18 protein-coding genes are annotated in these 16,923 nt (G+C 70.2%); 6 read left to right on the top strand and 12 right to left on the bottom strand.

From position 1 onward, the window contains the following. Nucleotides 1-52: 52 nt before the first annotated feature. Nucleotides 53-1,018, bottom strand: coding sequence for a LysR substrate-binding domain-containing protein (locus tag AB0G59_RS00480; RefSeq protein WP_360906503.1), 966 nt, complete (start codon nucleotides 1,016-1,018; stop codon nucleotides 53-55). Nucleotides 1,019-1,150: 132 nt separating this feature from the next. On the opposite strand from AB0G59_RS00480, the gene AB0G59_RS00475 reads away from it, so the two are divergent. Both AB0G59_RS00475 and AB0G59_RS00470 read left to right on the top strand, forming a co-directional pair. Further along, nucleotides 1,151-1,705 (top strand): peroxiredoxin, encoded by a 555-nt coding sequence (locus AB0G59_RS00475; RefSeq protein WP_071965632.1) that lies wholly within the window; start codon nucleotides 1,151-1,153, stop codon nucleotides 1,703-1,705. Between the two features lie 11 nt (nucleotides 1,706-1,716). Next, entirely contained in the window at nucleotides 1,717-2,250 is a 534-nt protein-coding gene (locus tag AB0G59_RS00470) for an alkyl hydroperoxide reductase (RefSeq protein ID WP_071965633.1), read from the top strand. Between the two features lie 67 nt (nucleotides 2,251-2,317). Here AB0G59_RS00470 and AB0G59_RS00465 read toward each other — a convergent pair whose 3' ends face one another. The 4 genes from AB0G59_RS00465 to AB0G59_RS00450 all read right to left on the bottom strand — a co-directional run bounded on the left by AB0G59_RS00465 (nucleotide 2,318) and on the right by AB0G59_RS00450 (nucleotide 7,403). After that, a complete protein-coding gene (locus tag AB0G59_RS00465; RefSeq protein ID WP_360906501.1) occupies nucleotides 2,318-3,691 on the bottom strand; it encodes an AI-2E family transporter in 1,374 nt (457 codons plus the stop codon). Nucleotides 3,692-3,817: 126 nt separating this feature from the next. Beyond that, nucleotides 3,818-4,549 (bottom strand): transglycosylase SLT domain-containing protein, encoded by a 732-nt coding sequence (locus AB0G59_RS00460; RefSeq protein ID WP_360906499.1) that lies wholly within the window; start codon nucleotides 4,547-4,549, stop codon nucleotides 3,818-3,820. Between the two features lie 406 nt (nucleotides 4,550-4,955). Further along, a complete protein-coding gene (locus tag AB0G59_RS00455) occupies nucleotides 4,956-6,278 on the bottom strand; it encodes a PhoH family protein (protein ID WP_360906497.1) in 1,323 nt (440 codons plus the stop codon). Between the two features lie 363 nt (nucleotides 6,279-6,641). Continuing rightward, complete coding sequence (locus AB0G59_RS00450) at nucleotides 6,642-7,403, bottom strand: isoprenyl transferase (protein ID WP_360906495.1); 762 nt, start codon at nucleotides 7,401-7,403, stop codon at nucleotides 6,642-6,644. Between the two features lie 110 nt (nucleotides 7,404-7,513). Here AB0G59_RS00450 and mgrA point away from each other — a divergent pair, with 110 nt between their 5' ends. Next, nucleotides 7,514-8,557 (top strand): L-glyceraldehyde 3-phosphate reductase, encoded by a 1,044-nt coding sequence (gene mgrA / locus AB0G59_RS00445; RefSeq protein WP_360906493.1) that lies wholly within the window; start codon nucleotides 7,514-7,516, stop codon nucleotides 8,555-8,557. Nucleotides 8,558-9,007: 450 nt separating this feature from the next. On the opposite strand, the gene AB0G59_RS00440 is transcribed toward mgrA, so the two are convergent. The 3 genes from AB0G59_RS00440 to AB0G59_RS00430 form a co-directional block, all read right to left on the bottom strand. Next, nucleotides 9,008-10,195 (bottom strand): MFS transporter, encoded by a 1,188-nt coding sequence (locus AB0G59_RS00440; RefSeq protein WP_360906491.1) that lies wholly within the window; start codon nucleotides 10,193-10,195, stop codon nucleotides 9,008-9,010. A 108-nt stretch (nucleotides 10,196-10,303) separates the two neighbouring features. After that, on the bottom strand, nucleotides 10,304-10,876 hold the full coding sequence (locus tag AB0G59_RS00435; RefSeq protein ID WP_360906489.1) for a TetR/AcrR family transcriptional regulator: 573 nt from the start codon (nucleotides 10,874-10,876) through the stop codon (nucleotides 10,304-10,306). Between the two features lie 24 nt (nucleotides 10,877-10,900). Next, entirely contained in the window at nucleotides 10,901-11,617 is a 717-nt protein-coding gene (locus AB0G59_RS00430; protein WP_360906487.1) for an A24 family peptidase, read from the bottom strand. 58 nt (nucleotides 11,618-11,675) lie between these two features. Between AB0G59_RS00430 and AB0G59_RS00425 the strand changes: the two genes are divergently transcribed. Further along, a complete protein-coding gene (locus AB0G59_RS00425; RefSeq protein WP_360906485.1) occupies nucleotides 11,676-12,032 on the top strand; it encodes a DUF192 domain-containing protein in 357 nt (118 codons plus the stop codon). Nucleotides 12,033-12,050: 18 nt separating this feature from the next. Here the strand turns inward: AB0G59_RS00425 and AB0G59_RS00420 are convergent, their stop codons facing one another. The 4 genes from AB0G59_RS00420 to AB0G59_RS00405 all read right to left on the bottom strand — a co-directional run bounded on the left by AB0G59_RS00420 (nucleotide 12,051) and on the right by AB0G59_RS00405 (nucleotide 15,371). Next, entirely contained in the window at nucleotides 12,051-13,295 is a 1,245-nt protein-coding gene (locus AB0G59_RS00420; protein ID WP_360906483.1) for a hypothetical protein, read from the bottom strand. A gap of 96 nt (nucleotides 13,296-13,391) precedes the next feature. After that, nucleotides 13,392-13,955, bottom strand: a complete 564-nt coding sequence (locus AB0G59_RS00415; protein WP_360906481.1) for a hypothetical protein — start codon at nucleotides 13,953-13,955, stop codon at nucleotides 13,392-13,394. Between the two features lie 13 nt (nucleotides 13,956-13,968). Next, on the bottom strand, nucleotides 13,969-14,505 hold the full coding sequence (locus AB0G59_RS00410) for a MauE/DoxX family redox-associated membrane protein (RefSeq protein WP_360906479.1): 537 nt from the start codon (nucleotides 14,503-14,505) through the stop codon (nucleotides 13,969-13,971). Nucleotides 14,506-14,819: 314 nt separating this feature from the next. Continuing rightward, nucleotides 14,820-15,371, bottom strand: a complete 552-nt coding sequence (locus AB0G59_RS00405) for an ATP-binding protein (RefSeq protein WP_360906477.1) — start codon at nucleotides 15,369-15,371, stop codon at nucleotides 14,820-14,822. A 294-nt stretch (nucleotides 15,372-15,665) separates the two neighbouring features. Between AB0G59_RS00405 and AB0G59_RS00400 the strand changes: the two genes are divergently transcribed. Both AB0G59_RS00400 and AB0G59_RS00395 read left to right on the top strand, forming a co-directional pair. After that, nucleotides 15,666-16,517, top strand: coding sequence for a helix-turn-helix transcriptional regulator (locus tag AB0G59_RS00400; RefSeq protein WP_360906475.1), 852 nt, complete (start codon nucleotides 15,666-15,668; stop codon nucleotides 16,515-16,517). 9 nt (nucleotides 16,518-16,526) lie between these two features. Next, entirely contained in the window at nucleotides 16,527-16,718 is a 192-nt protein-coding gene (locus AB0G59_RS00395) for a hypothetical protein (protein ID WP_360906473.1), read from the top strand. Nucleotides 16,719-16,923: the final 205 nt, after the last annotated feature.

Below are 16,923 nucleotides of genomic sequence, written 5' to 3'. Positions count from 1 at the left end.
TACGGGCAAGGGGCACTGGACGGGGGTCAGCACCCCTTGCCCGTACGGCGGTTCAGTCGACGATCCGCACCGGAAGCCGCCCCAGCTCCACCCGCAGCGCGGCCGCGAACTCCTCGAACTCCCCCTGCCGCGCCGCCCCCGACCGCATGGCCAGCGCGATGCGCCGCGACGGCGCGGGCTCGGCGAAGTACCCGGTGGCGAGGCGGTCGCTGCGCCCGGTCTCCACGCGCAGCGCGGTGCGCGGCAGCAGGGTCACCCCGAGGCCGCCGCCGACCAGTTGGACCAGCGTGGACAGCCCGGCCGCGCTCGTCGTCATCGGCGCCCCCTCCGTGCGCCCCACCTCGCGGCAGATGTCGAGGGCCTGGTCGCGCAGGCAGTGCCCCTCGTCCAGCAGCAGCAGATCCAGCTCGCGCAGCGCGGCACGGGGGATGTCGCCCCGCCCGGCCAGCCAGTGGTCGCAAGGCGTGACGAGGACGAAGTCCTCCTCGAACAGGGGGATTTCGGTGACGCCGGGCGCGCCCAGCGGCACGGCGAGCAGCAGCAGGTCGAGCCGCCCCTGGGTGAGGCCGTCCAGCAGGGAGGAGGTCTGCTCCTCGTGGACCTGGAGGTCGAGGTCCGGGTAGGAGTCGTGGACCAGGCGCAGGACGATCGGCAGCAGGTAGGGCGCCACGGTCGGGATGACGCCGAGCCGCAGGACGCCCGTGAAGGGCGCGCGGGCCGCGTCGGCCTCCTCCATGAAGTCACCGACGGCGTCGAGCACCGTACGGGCCCGGGCGGCCAGCCGCTCACCCGCGGGAGAGAGCAGTACCTTTCTCGTCGTACGCTCGAGAAGCTGAATCCCGAGCAGCTCCTCCAGCGCCGAGACGGCCCCCGACAGGGCGGGCTGGCTCATCCCGATGGCGCTCGCGGCATCCCGGAAGTGCAGGTGCTCGGCCACGGAGGCGAACGCCCGGAGCTGGGCGAAGCTGGGCTGGCGGGGCCGCGCCGGCGGCACGGGCTGGGCTATGGACGACGTCATTGATAACCACCTCCGATCAACACGACCCAGTCTAGCTATTTCCGCTATCAATGCCTCCTGTGGCACTGTGGTTCTCGTCCAACCCGCAGGAAACCCCATGAACAGGGCTTTCCTCCGTTGCAAGGAGAGCGCGTGCTCACTGTCGGTGACAAGTTCCCCGAGTTCGACCTGACCGCCTGTGTGGACCTCGACGCGGACAAGGCCTTCGCGCAGATCGACAACAAGACCTACGAGGGCAAGTGGAAGGTCGTCTTCTTCTGGCCCAAGGACTTCACCTTCGTGTGCCCGACCGAGATCGCGGCCTTCGGCAAGCTGAACGACGAGTTCGCCGACCGTGACGCCCAGATCCTCGGCGTCTCCGGCGACTCCGAGTTCGTCCACCACGCCTGGCGCAAGGACCACGCCGACCTGCGTGACCTGCCCTTCCCGATGCTGGCCGACGCCAAGCACGAGCTCATGCAGGCCTGCGGCGTCGAGGGCGAGGACGGCTACGCCCAGCGCGCCGTCTTCATCGTGGACCCGAACAACGAGATCCAGTTCGTCATGGTGACCGCCGGTTCCGTCGGCCGTAACCCCAAGGAGGTCCTGCGGGTCCTCGACGCGCTGCAGACGGACGAGCTGTGCCCCTGCAACTGGTCCAAGGGCGAGGACACCCTCGACGCCGTCAAGCTCCTCGCCGGCGAGTGAGCTGATTCCCCATGGCGCTCGATGAGCTGAAGTCCGCCATACCGGACTACGCCAAGGACCTGAAGCTGAACCTCGGCTCGGTCATCGGCAACTCCGACCTTCCGCAGCAGCAGCTGTGGGGCACCGTCCTCTCCTGCGCGATCGCGACCCGTTCGCCGATCGTGCTGCGCGAGCTGGAGCCGGAGGCCAAGGCCAACCTCTCCCCCGAGGCGTACACCGCCGCCAAGGCCGCTGCCGCGATCATGGCGATGAACAACGTCTACTACCGGACCCGGCACCTGCTGTCGGACCCGGAGTACGGCAACCTGCGCGCGGGTCTGCGGATGAACGTCATCGGCAACCCCGGCGTGGAGAAGGTCGACTTCGAGCTGTGGTCCCTGGCGGTCTCCGCCATCAACGGCTGCGGCATGTGCCTCGACTCCCACGAGCAGGTGCTGCGCAAGGCCGGCGTGGAGCGCGAGACGATCCAGGAAGCGTTCAAGATCGCCTCGGTCCTCCAGGCCGTCGGCGCCACCCTGGACGCCGAGGCCGTGCTGAACGGCTGACAGTCGCACGACGCCGAAGCGGGCCCCGACCTCTGATGAGGTCGGGGCCCGCTTCGTCATGCGTGCGTCATGCGGGGGGCGAGGGTGGCGGTGTCGCCACCGCCGCCGCCTCCTCGGGCGTGACGTCCAGCCTCGCCCGTGCCGCCTTCTCGGCGGCCTCCTTCGCGTAGGCCCGCAGATATCCGACGACCGCGTTGGTCACCGCCACCAGCGGCACCGCGACCACCGCGCCGCCGATGCCGGCGACCAGGGAACCGGCGGCCACCGAGAGGACCACCGCCAGCGGGTGGACGCGCACCGCACGGCCGAGGATGAAGGGCTGCAGGACGTGGCCCTCGATCTGCTGCACCGCGAGGACCACTATCAGCACCATCGCCGCCGTGAACACATCGCGCGTCACCAGCGCCACCACGACCGCCAGCGCACCGGAGACGACCGCACCGACGAGCGGGATGAAGGCGAACAGGAAGATGAACACGGCCAGCGGCACGGCCATGGGCACGTCCAGGAAGAACAGCCCTATGCCGATGAAGATCGCGTCGATCAGGGCCACTATCACCGTGCCGCGCACATAGGCCGTCAGCGTCGCCCACGCGCGCGGGCCCGCGCCCGCCACGCCCTCGCGGGCCGCGGTCGGCACCAGCTTGAGCAGCCACTGCCAGATCTTGGGGCCGTCGTAGAGCAGGAAGAGCGTGCTGAACATCGCGAGCAGGATGCCCGTCAGCACCTCGATGATCACCTGGACGCCCTCTATGCCCGCCGTGGTGATGTCCTTGGTGTTGGTGCCGATCGCCTCGCTGAGCTTGTCGGCGATGTTGTTGATCTGGTCCTCGGTGACGTGGAACGGGCTGTTGAGCAGCCAGCGCTTGAGCTCCGAGATACCGTGCTGCACCTGCTTGGACAGGTCGTCGAGGTTCTCCGTGACCTGCCACACCACGAACCAGCCGACCAGGCCCATGACGACGAAGCCGGAGACGAACGTCATCGCGGTGGCGACCCCGCGCGGCACACCGCGCCGTTTCAGCCACCCGACGGTCGGCTGCAGCAGCGCCGTGATCAGCAGGCCGGCGACGAACGCCAGCACCACCAGGCGCACGGCGCTGATGACCCGCATCAGCACCCACAGCGTTCCGGCCAGCACCAGCAGCCGCCAGCCGACCTCGGCCGCGACCCGCACGCCCCAGGGGACGGCGGCGACGGGATCGGGCCGCGGGCCGGCCGCGGCGGGCGCCCCGCCGGGCGGCGGGGGGACGTGCTCGGGTGCGGGCATGACGGCCGGATCCGGGTCGGGATCGGGAGCTGACGGGCGTACGGACGCGGACCGGGGCGCGGGTCGGGGCTCGGCTTCGGGCCCCGTACCCGCCTTGCGGGCGTCGAGCCGTTCGGCGAGCCGTATCAGCCCCGTACCGAGGCCTCCGACCCATCGTGGCAATCTGGACATTCTTCTTCCTCTACCCCCACTCCCCCGTGACCATCCGCGTCGACGTTACCTCCCCCCGGATACGACGAAGCCCCCGGCCGCATCGGCCGGGGGCTTCGAGCGCTGTACGGGGTAAGGCCCAGGGGCCTAGTACCACTGATTGGCCTGCCAGAACGACCAGGCACCACAGGGGCTGCCGTAGGACTCGTTCATGTAGCCGAGGCCCCACTTGATCTGCGTGGCCGGGTTGGTCCGCCAGTCGGCGCCCGCGGAGGACATCTTGCTGGCGGGCAGCGACTGCACCAGGCCGTACGCACCCGAGGACGGGTTCGTGGCGGTGTAGTCCCAGGTGCTCTCGTTGTTCACGATGTTGCTGAAGCACTGGAACTGGTCCGCGGGGACCATCTGCCGGGCCATGGCCTGGACCTCGGCGACCGAGTAGGAGCCCTTGACCGCGAACGAAGAGGCGTCACGCGTAGCCGAACGGCTGCTGACCTCTTCCTTGTCGCGCTCCTTGGCCTTCTCCTCGGCCTCCTTCTTCTTCGCCGCTTCCTCAGCGGCTTCCTTCTTCGCGGTGGCGTCCTCCGCGGCCTGCTTGCGCGCGGACTCCTCGGCGTCCTTCTTCGCGGCGGTGTCGGCGGCCTCGGCCTGCGTGTCCGCCTGCTGCGTGAGGGAAGCGGTCTGGGCCTGGACGTTCTGTCCTGCGGGGATGTCCGCGAGAAGCGTCGCGTCGGCAGCGGTGGCCTCGACCCTGTCGGTCGCGCCCTGGTCGTTGCCCGCGGCGACACCCACAACGGCGCCGACGGTGGTGACCGCGGTGGCAGAGGCCACGGCGAATCCCCGGACAGAAATCCGGCTCACACGTTTTCCTTCCAGCATCGCCCGCATAGGTGACCTCGCGGACGCGATCGTGCCCCTGGCGCTGGCCTCCGATTGCACCGGCCCCACGAGGGACCGGCCGGTCACTGGAGGCACGGACCCGGTGGGCCCTCCCGCGAAGGAGGTCCGCATGTGCTCGGGCGGCATACGGCGACGCTGTTCAGTTTTGCTGGTGAAGCACTGTCCCTGGAGGGACTCAAGTGCCGTATGCGGGGCCTGACAGGACCCAGACTCTGCCCGAACGGCACACTCGGAGGCAATTCCCGGTCACGTGGGAAAGCTCACACTCCGTTTACTCCTGCGCTTTCACGGAAACCTCGACGCGGCACGACAACGCGCGGCTAAGCTCCTTGGCTTCGCCGCGCGCCGCCGCCGTACGTATCTGTTCAGTCCGGCCTCAGTCCCCTCAGATGCGGCCGTCCTCCAGCATTTCGGTCACCAGCGCCGCGATGGGCGAACGCTCCGAACGCGTCAGCGTCACGTGCGAGAAGAGGGGATGGCCCTTGAGCTTCTCGACCACGGCGACCACCCCGTCGTACCGCCCGACCCGGAGGTTGTCGCGCTGCGCCACGTCATGGGTGAGCACCACCCGGGAGTTGGCGCCGATCCGCGACAGCACGGTCAGCAGGACGTTGCGCTCCAGCGACTGGGCCTCGTCGACGATGACGAACGCGTCGTGCAGCGACCGGCCGCGGATGTGGGTGAGCGGCAGGACCTCGAGCATGCCGCGCCCCACGACCTCCTCGATGACCTCGGAGGTCGTCACCGCCGAGAGCGTGTCGAAGACGGCCTGGGCCCACGGGCTCATCTTCTCGGCCTCGCTGCCCGGCAGATAGCCCAACTCCTGCCCGCCCACGGCGTACAGCGGGCGGAAGACCATCACCTTGCGGTGCTGCCGGCGCTCCAGCACGGCCTCCAGCCCGGCGCACAGCGCCAGCGCCGACTTGCCCGTACCGGCCCGGCCGCCCATGGAGACGATGCCGATCTCGGGGTCCAGCAGCAGGTCCAGCGCCACGCGCTGCTCGGCGCTGCGCCCGTGGATCCCGAACGCCTCGCGGTCGCCCCGCACCAGCCGGACCGAACCGTCCGCCGCGACGCGGCCGAGCGCCTTGCCCCGCTCGGACTGCAGCACCAGCCCGGTGTGCACCGGGAGTTCGCAGGCCTGCGGTACGTGCACGCGCTCGGCGGCGTACAGTTCGTCCACCTGCTCGGCCGTGACGGTGAGCTCCGCCATGCCGGTCCAGCCGGAGTCGGTGATCGCCAGCTCGGCGCGGTACTCCTCGGCCAGCAGTCCCACGGACGACGCCTTGATCCTCAGCGGCAGGTCCTTGGAGACGACGGTGACGTCGTACCCCTCGGCCTGGAGGTTGCGGGCGACCGCGAGGATGCGCGAGTCGTTGTCGCCGAGGCGGTAGCCGGCGGGCAGTATGCCCGGGTCCGAGTGGTTGAGTTCCACCCTGAGCGTGCCGCCCAGCTCGCCGATCGGGATCGGCGAATCGAGCCGGCCGTACTGCACCCGGTACTCGTCCAGCAGGCGCAGGGCCTTGCGGGCGAAGTACCCGAGCTCGGGGTGATGCCTCTTGGCCTCCAACTCCGTGACCACCACCACGGGCAGCACGACCTCGTGCTCCTCGAAGCGGGACATGGCTCCTGGATCGGCCAGCAGGACGCTGGTGTCGAGGACATAGGTGCGCCGGTCGCTATCACGGCGCTGCTTGCTGGTCACCACGGGTGGACGAACCCCCTCGTGCAGAGGTAAGGGCGCACCGCCGTCGTGAGGAACGGGGGCGCGGGGAGTGGGCCGGGTCCATGCCCTTCCAGGGGGGCCGGCCGACCGGCCCGCCGCGGCGGCCGCGCGGACCCTGTGGTCCGCTCGGTCCGTACGGTCGTCGTCCTGGTGCAAAGGGCCTCCCGGGCGGGCGGCCCCATGCCGCTCGCTGGCAGAGCGACGGTCGCAGTTCCGACCGTCGGCCTGCAGGGGATATTCCCGCTGGACCGCTTGCCCATGCAACGGCATATGCGACGAGCAGGTGAACGATTAATCCACCGTTACTCGTACTGCCGTGCCACCCTTACCCGAACCAGCGTTCCGTCAGTTCCCGTACCGCCGATGCCGCGCAGCGTAGTCCCGCAGCGCGCGCAGGAAGTCGACCTTGCGGAAGGCGGGCCAGAAGACTTCGCAGAAGTAGTACTCGGAGTGGGCGCTCTGCCAGAGCATGAAGCCCGACAGCCGCTGCTCGCCGCTGGTGCGGATGATGAGGTCCGGGTCGGGCTGGCCGCGCGTGTACAGGTGCTTGGTGATGTGGTCGACGTCCACCATCTCGGCCAGCTCCTCGAACGAGGTGCCGTGGTCCGCCGCCTCGAGGACCAGGGAGCGCACCGCGTCCACGATCTCCTGGCGGCCGCCGTAGCCGACGGCGACGTTGACGAGTATCCCGTCGACGCCGACGGTGTCCTGCTCGGCCTCCTTCAGCACGGACTGGGTGCGGTCCGGCAGGAGGTCGAGGGTGCCCACGTGGTGCACGCGCCAGCGGCCGTCGGCGGCCAGGCCGCGCACGGTGTTCTCGATGATGTTCAGCAGCGGGCCCAGCTGGTCGGCCGGGCGGTCGAGGTTGTCCGTGGAGAGCATCCAGAGCGTGACGACCTCGACGTCGGTCTCGGCGCACCAGCCGAGCAGCTCGGAGATCTTGTCGGCGCCGGCCTGGTGGCCCTGCTCGAGCGTGCGGCCGTCCGCACGCGCCCAGCGGCGGTTGCCGTCGAGGATGACGCCGATGTGCTTGGGCACCTGGTCGTGGTCGAGGCGGCCTTCCACCCGGCGTGCGTAAAGCCTGTACACCAGGTCGCGCAACTTCACTCTTCCTGCCCCTCCATGCCACGGCGGTCGCCCCGAGGGCGCCACACTACTGCCAGCGTGTCGCGAGGACCCAACTCGGCCTGTCACAGGACCGTGATAGTCAGATGCACATGACCGATCCCTCGCTCTACCGCGCGGCCGAAACGCGCTACGACTCCATGGAGTACCGGCGTACGGGCCGCAGCGGGCTCAAGCTGCCCGCCATCTCCCTGGGACTGTGGCACAACTTCGGCGACGACCGCACCCTCGACTCGCAGCGGGCCATCCTGCGCAGGGCCTTCGACCTGGGCGTGACCCACTTCGACCTGGCCAACAACTACGGGCCGCCGCCCGGTTCCGCCGAGCTGAACTTCGGCAAGCTCTTCGCCCAGGATTTCCGGCCCTACCGGGACGAACTCATTCTTTCGACCAAGGCCGGCTATCTGATGCATCCCGGCCCTTACGGCGAGTGGGGCTCGCGGAAGTACCTGCTGTCCTCGCTCGACGCGTCGCTGGCCCGGATGGGTGTCGACTATGTCGACATCTTCTATTCGCACCGTTTCGACCCGCATACGCCGCTGGAGGAGACGATGGGCGCCCTGGCGTCGGCCGTCCAGCGGGGCAAGGCGCTGTACGCGGGCGTGTCGTCCTACAGCGCGGAGCAGACCCGCGAAGCCGCACGGCTGCTGCGCGAGATGGGTGTGCCGGCCCTCATCCACCAGCCGTCCTACTCGATGATCAACCGCTGGACGGAGGACGACGCGCTGCTGGACACCCTGGAGGACGAGGGCATGGGCTGCATCGCCTTCGCGCCGCTCGCCCAGGGGCTGCTCACCGACAAGTACCTCTCCGGCATCCCGGAGGGCTCGCGGGCCGCCCAGGGCAAGTCCCTGGACCCGGGGCTGCTGACCGACGACGTCGTGCGGCGGCTGCGCGGCCTGAACGAGATCGCGGCGCGGCGCGGCCAGTCGCTGGCGCAGCTGGCGCTGAACTGGGTGCTCCGGGACGAGCGCATGACCTCGGCGCTGATCGGGGCGTCGAGCGTGGGCCAGCTGGAGGCCAACATCGCCGCGCTGGGCGCGGCGCCGCTGGAGAAGGCGGAGCTGGCCGAAATCGATGCCCTGGCGGTCAGCACGGAGGGCGTCAACATCTGGGCCCGCCGCGGAGATTCCTAGATCAACTCAAGCGCGACACGGGGCCGGCCCGGCGTGTCTTCACGATCAACTCGCGGGCTTCACACGCTTCGACACGGAGAGTGACCGCCGGGGAAGAAAAACGGGCCGGTCCGTGGGGGGGATACGGACCGGCCCGAGGGGGGGTTTCCACCATAACCGGTCCGAGGCCGTGGTTCACGCACCGACGGGGGTGACAATGCGTGGCGTGCTGACTTGCGGCCACCCAATTGATCTTGAACGCGGGGGCGCACAGGGGCGCTTCGAGGTCCGTCGAGCCCTTCAGCGCTGGGCGAAGGCGCAGAACCAGCCATCCGGTTCGTAGCGGAATCCCGGCCACCGCGCCCGCAGAAAATGTCTTGCAAATTCATCATCGGCCTGACGTCAATTTCCGACGATCTTGACGTCACCCGCGTGTCGGCCAGTGGCTCGCCGTCATCGCCCGGGGCGCACTCACACCCGTATGGCCACCTTTTGCGGCATTTCTTCAGATATGCGGTCCGGCCGCTCGCGTCGGAGCAGATCGGGTACGAGCGTGGCGACGCCGACCAGGGCCATGGCCGCGCCCAGCCAGAGCGGTGACCGCAGGCCGAAGCGGCCGATGGCCGCTCCGCCGACCGAGGATCCGATCACGATGCCGAAGGTGATGAAGGAGGAATGGATGGTGTTGACCAGCGGCCGGGCGTTGCCGGTGCGCTGAACGCGCGTGACCATGGCCGGATTCATGGTGACGCCGACCAGGCCGATACCCAGCATGAAGATCACTGCGGGGACGCTCAGATGGGCCAGCAGGGCGAATCCGGCGAGGAAGAGGAAGTTCAGCCCCAGCCCGCACAACAGGACGGGCACGGCATACCGGTCGGCGAGCCGCCCGACGACGCTGTTGCCGATCACCGTGGCGGCGCCGTAGGCGATGAGCAGCAGCGGAACGGTGCCGGCGGCGAACCCGGTGACCTCGGTGAGGATGGGGTTGAGGTAGCTGAAGGCGCAGAACGTCGCACCGATGACACAGGTGCTGGTGGAGAGCACCCGCCACAGGGTGCGGTTCCGGAAGACGCCCAGCTCCTCACGGAGGCTTCCGCCGCCCTCGGCGTTCTCCAGGTGCGGCACGCCGACGGCCGTGCACAGCGCGGCGATCACGGTCAGGACGGCTATGGCCCAGAAGGCCGCACGCCAGCCGAGGTGCTCCCCGATCAGCGTGGACAGCGGCAGGCCCAGCAGCGTGCCGAGCATCAGCCCGTTCATCGTGACGGCGATGGCCCGGCCGCGTACCTCCGGGCGGGTGACCTGGGCGCATATGGAGAGGGCGACGCCGAAGAAGGCCTGAGAGGCCACGCCGGTGACGACGCGCGCCACGACCATGACCGCGTAGTCGGAGGCGGTGGCGGCCAGCACGTTGCCCACCAGGAAGACCGCGAAGAGGACCGCCAGGGCCTGCTTCGGGCGCAGCTTCGTCACGGCCATGGTCAGGAACGGGCCGCCGACGGCCATGGCGACCGCGAAGGCGGTGATCAGATAGCCGATCTGCGGGATGGTGACGTGCAGCCCGTCGGCCATCTGGGGCATCAGTCCGGCGACGACGAACTCGCTGGTCACCATGGCGAACACGCCAAGGGCCAGCACATATACAGCGCGGGGCACAGCACTCCTCGGTTTTGTATCGGTCGGTTCAAAATCAGGGCATGAAAGGGCCGGGCGAAGGGAGGGGGGAACGGCGAGGGGGCACCCCGGGGCTCGGCGCCCCGGGGATCAGATGGCGGCGAGGGCCGTCCGGGCGACGCTCTCCAGTACGTCGCGGCCGGCCCCGGCGCGAGCCGAGACCCGGATGCCGCTGACGGTGGCGATCACGAAGTGGGCCAGCGCGCGGGCGTCCTTGGCGGGGTCGATGTCGCCGCCGCGCCGCCCGGCATCGATGGCCGCGGTGAGCGACTCGAGCCGGCGCCGGTAGTCGCGCTCCAGCTCGCCCGCCACCTCGGCGTCGCGATCGGCAAGCTCCACGGCGGTGTTGACGAAGAAACACCCCCGGCCGTGCTCGGCCTCCTCCTCGACGACACGCTCGAAGATGGCGCGCAGCTTCTCACGCGCCGTCAGTTCGCTGTCGAGCAGCTCGTTCAGCTCGCCGGTCCTGCGCTCCATATAGAGGGCGAGGGTCCGACGGAAGAGATCGCGCTTGCTGTGGAAGGTGTTGTAGATACTGCTGCGGCCCAGGCCGGTGGCCTCGCACAGATCCTGGGTCGAGGTCGCCTCGTACCCGGCGGTCCAGAACGCCTCCAGCGCGGCGTCGACCGCCCGCTCCTCGTCGAACTTCCTCGGTCGGGCCATGACCCGACCGTAACAGTTTTTGGATCAACCAGTCCAATACCCTCCTCCCGCCACTCCCAGCCATGCCCCCGCGAGCAGGAAGGGCCCCAGCGGCATCACCGCCCCCCGTCGCGTGATCATGAGCCCCATTCCGTAGAGGGAGCCGAGCAGCAGCCCCGCGAAGGCGCCCAGGACCAGCACCCACCACCCGTACCACCCCAGGGCGCACCCCAGCCCCAGCGCGAGCTTCACGTCCCCGAAGCCCAGTCCGCTCGGGTGCAGCAGATACAGAGCCAGGTACGCGCCCCCGAGCGCCAGCCCGCCCAGCAGCGCCCGCGGCCACGACCCGGCCGCCCCGGGTATCAGCGCGCCCACTCCCAGCAGGGCGGCCACGCCCAGCGCCAGCGGCAGCGTCAGCACGTCCGGCAGCCGCCGCACCGACCAGTCCACCGCCGCCAGCAGCACGCCCACCGGCACCGCCGCCCACCACACCCCCAGCTCGGGCCGCGCCCCCACCGCCGCCGCGAGCCCGCCGCACAGCACCGCCGTCACCCCGGCCGGCCACAGCGCGCCCGGCCCGTACCTCCCCCCGCACACCCCGCACCGGGCCGGACCCGCCCAGCCGCCGACCGCGTGCCCGCACTCCCCGACCGCCCGCCACTCCTCCTCCGGCTCCACGGCCAGCCGGTACCGGGCGCGCGGCACCAACGCCCCTGCCACGGCGCCGTACAGAGCGCCGACGACGATCAACAGCCAGTACATGCCCCGAGATTACGGACGAACGCCGACCTCCGCTTCGCCCTGTGGATAACCTTCCGGCATGGCCGACTGGCAGGACGGATTCGCCCAACTCCGCATCGGTGACGTTCCCCTGGCGTTCCCCCTGGAAGTCGCCGCCTCCTACCGCGCCCGCACCCGGGGCCTCCTCGGCCGTGACTCCGTCGAGGGGGCCCTGCTGCTCACCCCCGCGGGCAGCGTCCACACCTTCGGGATGCGCTTCCCCATCGATGTGGCCTATCTGTCCCGGGACTTCACCGTGCTGGCCGTCCGCACCATGCGCCCCGGCCGCCTGGGAGCCCCGCGGCTCAGGGCGCGCCACGTCCTGGAGGCCGAAGCGGGGGCCATGACGCGCTGGGGACTGCTCCCCGGCGTACGCGTCGGCATCGGCCCGCGGTGAGTCAGCCGTCGTGGTGACTCAGCCGTCGCGGCGGCGCGCGATCAGGGTCCAGGCACCGAGCCCCACCAGCAGCGCCGTCCCCGTCCCGATGCCCGCGTAGCCGATGACCCGCATCCGCTCGTTCTTGCGGGTGCCCGCCGCGGCGACCAGCTCGCCGCCGACGCCGCCGCCCTGCGCCTTCCCGAACCCCTGGTCCGCCTTGCGCGCGCCGGCGACGTCGACCCGCAGGGTGACGGGCACCCGGCCGTCGTGCGTGGCCTGGCGCACCTTGGGGTTCAGGCTGACCTGCAGGTAGTACCAGCCCGCGAAGCGCATGCCGCGCGCGGCCTCGCCGCCGTTGCCGCTGCCGTACGCCGCCGGGGGCGTGGCCAGGGAGACGGTCGTCGGCTTGCCCTGGTAGGGGCCGGTCTTGTTCATGACGTACCCCCGGGCGGCGTTGCTGAGCCCCACCCGTACGCCGCTCACCACGAACGGCCCGGACCGCTGGGCCAGTCCGAACTCGGCGTCCGCGAAGAGCTGTTCGCCCGAATCCACGGAGACCCGGTAGAAGCGGGTCTCGCCGGGCCGGAGCTCGTCCTTCCATGCGCCCGCACGCAGCTCGGCGGCGTCGTTGAACCCGGTCCCGCCCGTGATCGGCTCCCCCTCCCCCTGCGGCAGCCTGGACGGCGCCTGCGAAGTCCAGGTCCCGGGGGCCGTCGGGCCGTCGGCCTCGCCCTTCTGTGCCGGCTCGGCCGTGTATTTCAGCTCCACCGGCACCGCCGAGCCGTCCCCGCCGCCCGCGTCCCCCCGCTCCACGACGAACCGGTACACCCCGGCCGCCCCACAGGGCCCGCCCGCCTTCACGATGCGCTCGGCGTAGTCGGCGACCGGGTACGCACCCCCGGCCGACAGGAACGAGCGGTGCCGGCCGGCCCCGCACGAGGTCCCGTCGGCCGCCTGTAAGGACACGTCGATGCCGTCCCGCAGCCCCATCGTCACGCCGGGCGTCGGCACGGCGACGGCGGAGACGTAGGCGCTGGACTGTGCGTCCAGTTCGACGCTGTAGTACTTCCGCTCCCCGGGCTTCAGGCTGTCCGTGTACGTACTCGCGCCCGCTTTCAGCAGCGGCGCGTCCGTACTACCGGCCGAGCCGCGCACCGCGATCGCGCCCGCTGCCATCCGATACGCGACCGCGTCGTCGGCCCCCTCGACGCCGACGGCCTGTCCGGCACCCCCCACGAACACGCAGAACGCCGTCGCCACGCCGACGAGCCCGCCCCTCATGTCCCGCCTCCCTCACCGCTCCCCTACCCCTCCGGGCGGCCCATCCTGCCCTGGTACCCATGGGGTGCGCGACCGTCCGCCACGGACTGTTGCGGCCTACTGCGGTTCAGGACGGGGCTGTTGCCGCGGCACGGCGAGCAGGTGCACGGCACGGGCGGCGGCGGTGATCACTCCACCGTCGAGTACGTAGAACGAGGGAAACCCGTCGACGGAGAACGCCCGCCCGACGACCCCGCCGTCGCACGGTTCCTCCACCACCGTGGCCAGGCCCGCGAGCGCCTCGACCATGGCGGTGGCCGCGTCCACAGCGTCCTGGGCGTGGCAGACGACCGCCAGAACGCGCTCGGGCGGATGGCTCGCGGCCCCGATGTACGCGACGAGGTCCGGCAGGTTGTCGTGGCAGGCCGGACAGTCCGCCGACAGGATCACGACCAGTTCGGGCGGCTCCGACGTGCCCTTCCCCACGACCGTGCCGTCGACCGCTACAGCCGTGAACTCCGGGATCCGCGTGCCCACGGGCAGAAGCCCGCGGTCGTCGGGCACCAGGCCGTTCAGTACGTCGGTGTGCCGGCGAATCCGCCGCACCAAACCCACGGAAAGGGTCAGGTTCAGCACTGCCGTGACCACGAGCACGACGACCACCGCGACGAGCAGCCCCATGGCGACACGCCTCTCAGAGAAGGGGATCGGGCGAGGTGAACACGTCCACGAGCTCGTCGAGAACGGTGAGCAGGAACCCGGCTCCCCCGCCGACGCCGGCGGCGACCGCGACACCGGCCGGAGCCCCCGGCCCCCCGGCGGGCAGCAGTCCGGTCACGAGCCCGGCCACGGCCGCCGCCAGCAGCAGGACGTTACGGACGACGTGCACCGCCCCGACCGGTCTGGACCGGGCCCCGAAGCACCGGCACCCGACCCCGCTCCTGCGGCGCACCGCCGTGACGGTCACCGCCGTGAACGCCCCCAGCACCGCCGCCGCGAGCGCGAACCCGACGGTGACAGTGCTGGGCACCGCCAGCAGCACCGCGACGCTCCACTCGGCCGCGATGACGCCGACCGCGATCGCCGGGCCCACATGTGCGGCGGCAGGCATCAATGCGGCTACCGCGGCCCGAAACCCGGCGAATGCGCTGCGGCTGCGGCACTTCGAGACCGCGGCCGCGAGGAAGACGACGACCAGCACGCCGCACAACCCCGTTCTGACGTACAGCACGATGTGCGCGGGGCTAGAGGCAGCGGCCGAGGGCACAGAGGGGGCAGAAGCCCCCGCACTGGTTGCTGCTATTGCAGCTCCGGAGACAGAACTGGAGCTGCCGAGCCTGCGGGGCCTCCCTGCCGATGGCCTTGTCGGCGAACGTGTCCGTGAGCCTGGCGGCTCGTTGCATCAGGGCGGCAACCATCGCAATCCCCTACTTCCCGGTCACCTCGGGGCGTTTCGTGCGGGCAATTGTCCGGCCCACCGTCCGGCCCGTCCATAACCGTCCCCGAACCCCACCGCAGTGGGGGACCTCGGCCATGCGGGCCGCTTCAACAGCGCGCCTTGCCGAAGGAGGCGGCGCCGGTGCGGGGGAGGTTGACCCAGACCCTGGTCCCCTCGCGCATGGGCGCGGGCTTGTCGATGCCCCAGCTTCCACCGCACTCGTGCACGACGCACGCCAGCAGATAGAGCATCTTGTTGCGGCGGGCGGTGCACTGGGCCGAGTACCGGGGGTCGGCGTGCTTCGTGTGCGGGTCCCACAGCACGATGCGGACGCCGTCGTCCTTCCAGCCGAGGGAGAGGTAGAGGGTCTTGCCGGGCTCGAACATCGCCGCACACGCGACGAGTTCGCCTGCGGCCTGCAGGGCGGGGGCCTCGAGTTCGGTGAGGCCGTGTGCCCGTAGGGCGTTGTACACGTTGCTGCGCGCTACGGATGCGGCGTGCGGTTCGCCGGGGATGGCGTAGCTGTAGGCGAGGGTGGCCGGCTCGCGGAGGGAGGTGGGGGTGTGACGGAGGTGCTCGGCCGGTTCGCGGGTGGTCGGAGTGACGAGTGGGCAGAGGCTGACCGGCGCGGACACGGATGCGGATGCGGATACCGACATGGGGCGGCTCCCGGAGTGGGGTGAGGGGTGTTGGGCGTTCAGCACGCGCACGCTTTGGCCTGCTGCCGGTGGCTTGTCTCCCTGGCGCGAGCACGCCTCTCCCAGGGCAGGAGGATGCAGGGCATGCCCACGCGATGCGCTTCCGGCTGACGCCGGGGCTTTGGCGGTGCGCAACCTGAAGCTAGCCAGGTGCGTGGCCAATTGGCCACTGGATCGGCAACATTGCCACGTTCGGGGGATGCCGACTCTGCCTAGGCGGCAGACTGCTGCCCGCCAGGTATAGGAAGGTGAACCGTGCCCCCTAGGACATCACCCACAGAGCGTCAGAAGCGGCTCGGTTTCGAGTTGCACAAGTTGCGCCAGGCCGCCGGAGTCACCGCCGAGGCCGTCGCCTCACTGCTGGGCGTGGATCGGAGCAAGATCTCGAACATCGAGAAGGGCGTAAGAGCCATCAGCCCGGATCGTCTCCGGACCTGGGCCTGTCATTGCGCCTGCTCGGACGATGCCTACATCGAGGCACTAACAGAGTTGGCACAGCCGGGAACCCGTGGCTGGTGGGAGCGCTACAGAGGCGCGCTGCCCGGCGGCCTTCTAGACATCGCCGAGCTGGAAGCTCATGCCGTGCGCCTGAGGACCGCTCACACTGTGCACATCCCTGGTCTGCTTCAAACAGTCGACCACGCCCGCACCATCTTCGAGGCCGTCGTGCCGCCGCTCCCTCAACGTGAGCTGGAGCTGCGGCTTGTCCATCGACTGGAGCGTCAACGGGTGCTCGCCCAAGAGAACCCGCCTGAGTACCACTGCATCATCCACGAGGCCGCACTGCGCATGCAGTTCGGCGGGCGGTCCGTTGCCCGGGCTCAGCTTCAGCACCTAGTCAGCATGTCGGAGCTCAGCCACGTGCACCTGCGCGTGCTGCCCGTGGCAAGCGGAGTGTTCCCCGGGGCAGGGCAAACGCTCGTGTACGCCGAGGCAACTGTGCCGCAGCTCGACACGGTGCAGATCGACAGCACCCACGGACCGGAATTTCTCTGCGGCGAGGCGCAGTTGTCCAAGTACCGTGCTCAGCTGGAATGGATGGGACGGTTGGCGCTCGGGCCGGACGAGTCTCTCCGCTTCATCCAGGACATCGCACGCCACCTCTGAGGAGCCACCATGCCCGACGTTAACTGGGAAGAGCCGTACTGCGGCGAGGGAAGCGCATGCTTCCGCATAGGAACGGACACCGCCGGCAACGCCTACATCGCCATCAACGGCGCCGAAGACCACTACCTCACCGACACCCGCGAAGCGCTCCGCACGCTCATCCGGGACATCAAGGCCGGCAAGGCCGACCACCTGCTCTGAGCGATAGAGCACCCCCACCCCCGGACGGGGGTGGGTCCTGGTCGAGGCGGCGCATCCGGCCACTGGCCTGTTTCGCCCGAGCGGGTCCCGGTCACAATGCCCCGTCTCGACGTGTGATGCCTGGGCAACAGAAGAGGCCGCAGTATCCCTGCGGGACGTACGGGAAGGCGGCACTGGGCCCTCGCGATATGCGTGTGACACGTGG

This window comes from Streptomyces sp. NPDC021096 (genome assembly GCF_040641275.1).
In the GTDB taxonomy this organism is placed as follows: Bacteria; Actinomycetota; Actinomycetes; order Streptomycetales; family Streptomycetaceae; genus Streptomyces.
The sequence above is the reverse complement of the archived record's forward strand: the minus strand, read 5'-3'. Positions and strand labels throughout refer to the sequence as shown.

Excerpts from the sequence above, each read along its gene's own strand:
- AB0G59_RS00415 (WP_360906481.1), bottom strand. The coding sequence starts at position 13,955 with ATGGGGCTGCTCGTCGCGGTGGTCGTCGTGCTCGTGGTCACGGCAGTG.
- AB0G59_RS00435 (WP_360906489.1), bottom strand. The coding sequence starts at position 10,876 with ATGGCCCGACCGAGGAAGTTCGACGAGGAGCGGGCGGTCGACGCCGCG.
- mgrA (WP_360906493.1), top strand. The coding sequence starts at position 7,514 with ATGACCGATCCCTCGCTCTACCGCGCGGCCGAAACGCGCTACGACTCC.
- AB0G59_RS00465 (WP_360906501.1), bottom strand. The coding sequence starts at position 3,691 with ATGTCCAGATTGCCACGATGGGTCGGAGGCCTCGGTACGGGGCTGATA.
- AB0G59_RS00430 (WP_360906487.1), bottom strand. The coding sequence starts at position 11,617 with ATGTACTGGCTGTTGATCGTCGTCGGCGCTCTGTACGGCGCCGTGGCA.
- AB0G59_RS00470 (WP_071965633.1), top strand. The coding sequence starts at position 1,717 with ATGGCGCTCGATGAGCTGAAGTCCGCCATACCGGACTACGCCAAGGAC.
- AB0G59_RS00460 (WP_360906499.1), bottom strand. The coding sequence starts at position 4,549 with ATGCTGGAAGGAAAACGTGTGAGCCGGATTTCTGTCCGGGGATTCGCC.
- AB0G59_RS00405 (WP_360906477.1), bottom strand. The coding sequence starts at position 15,371 with ATGTCGGTATCCGCATCCGCATCCGTGTCCGCGCCGGTCAGCCTCTGC.
- AB0G59_RS00420 (WP_360906483.1), bottom strand. The coding sequence starts at position 13,295 with ATGAGGGGCGGGCTCGTCGGCGTGGCGACGGCGTTCTGCGTGTTCGTG.
- AB0G59_RS00395 (WP_360906473.1), top strand. The coding sequence starts at position 16,527 with ATGCCCGACGTTAACTGGGAAGAGCCGTACTGCGGCGAGGGAAGCGCA.
- AB0G59_RS00480 (WP_360906503.1), bottom strand. The coding sequence starts at position 1,018 with ATGACGTCGTCCATAGCCCAGCCCGTGCCGCCGGCGCGGCCCCGCCAG.
- AB0G59_RS00425 (WP_360906485.1), top strand. The coding sequence starts at position 11,676 with ATGGCCGACTGGCAGGACGGATTCGCCCAACTCCGCATCGGTGACGTT.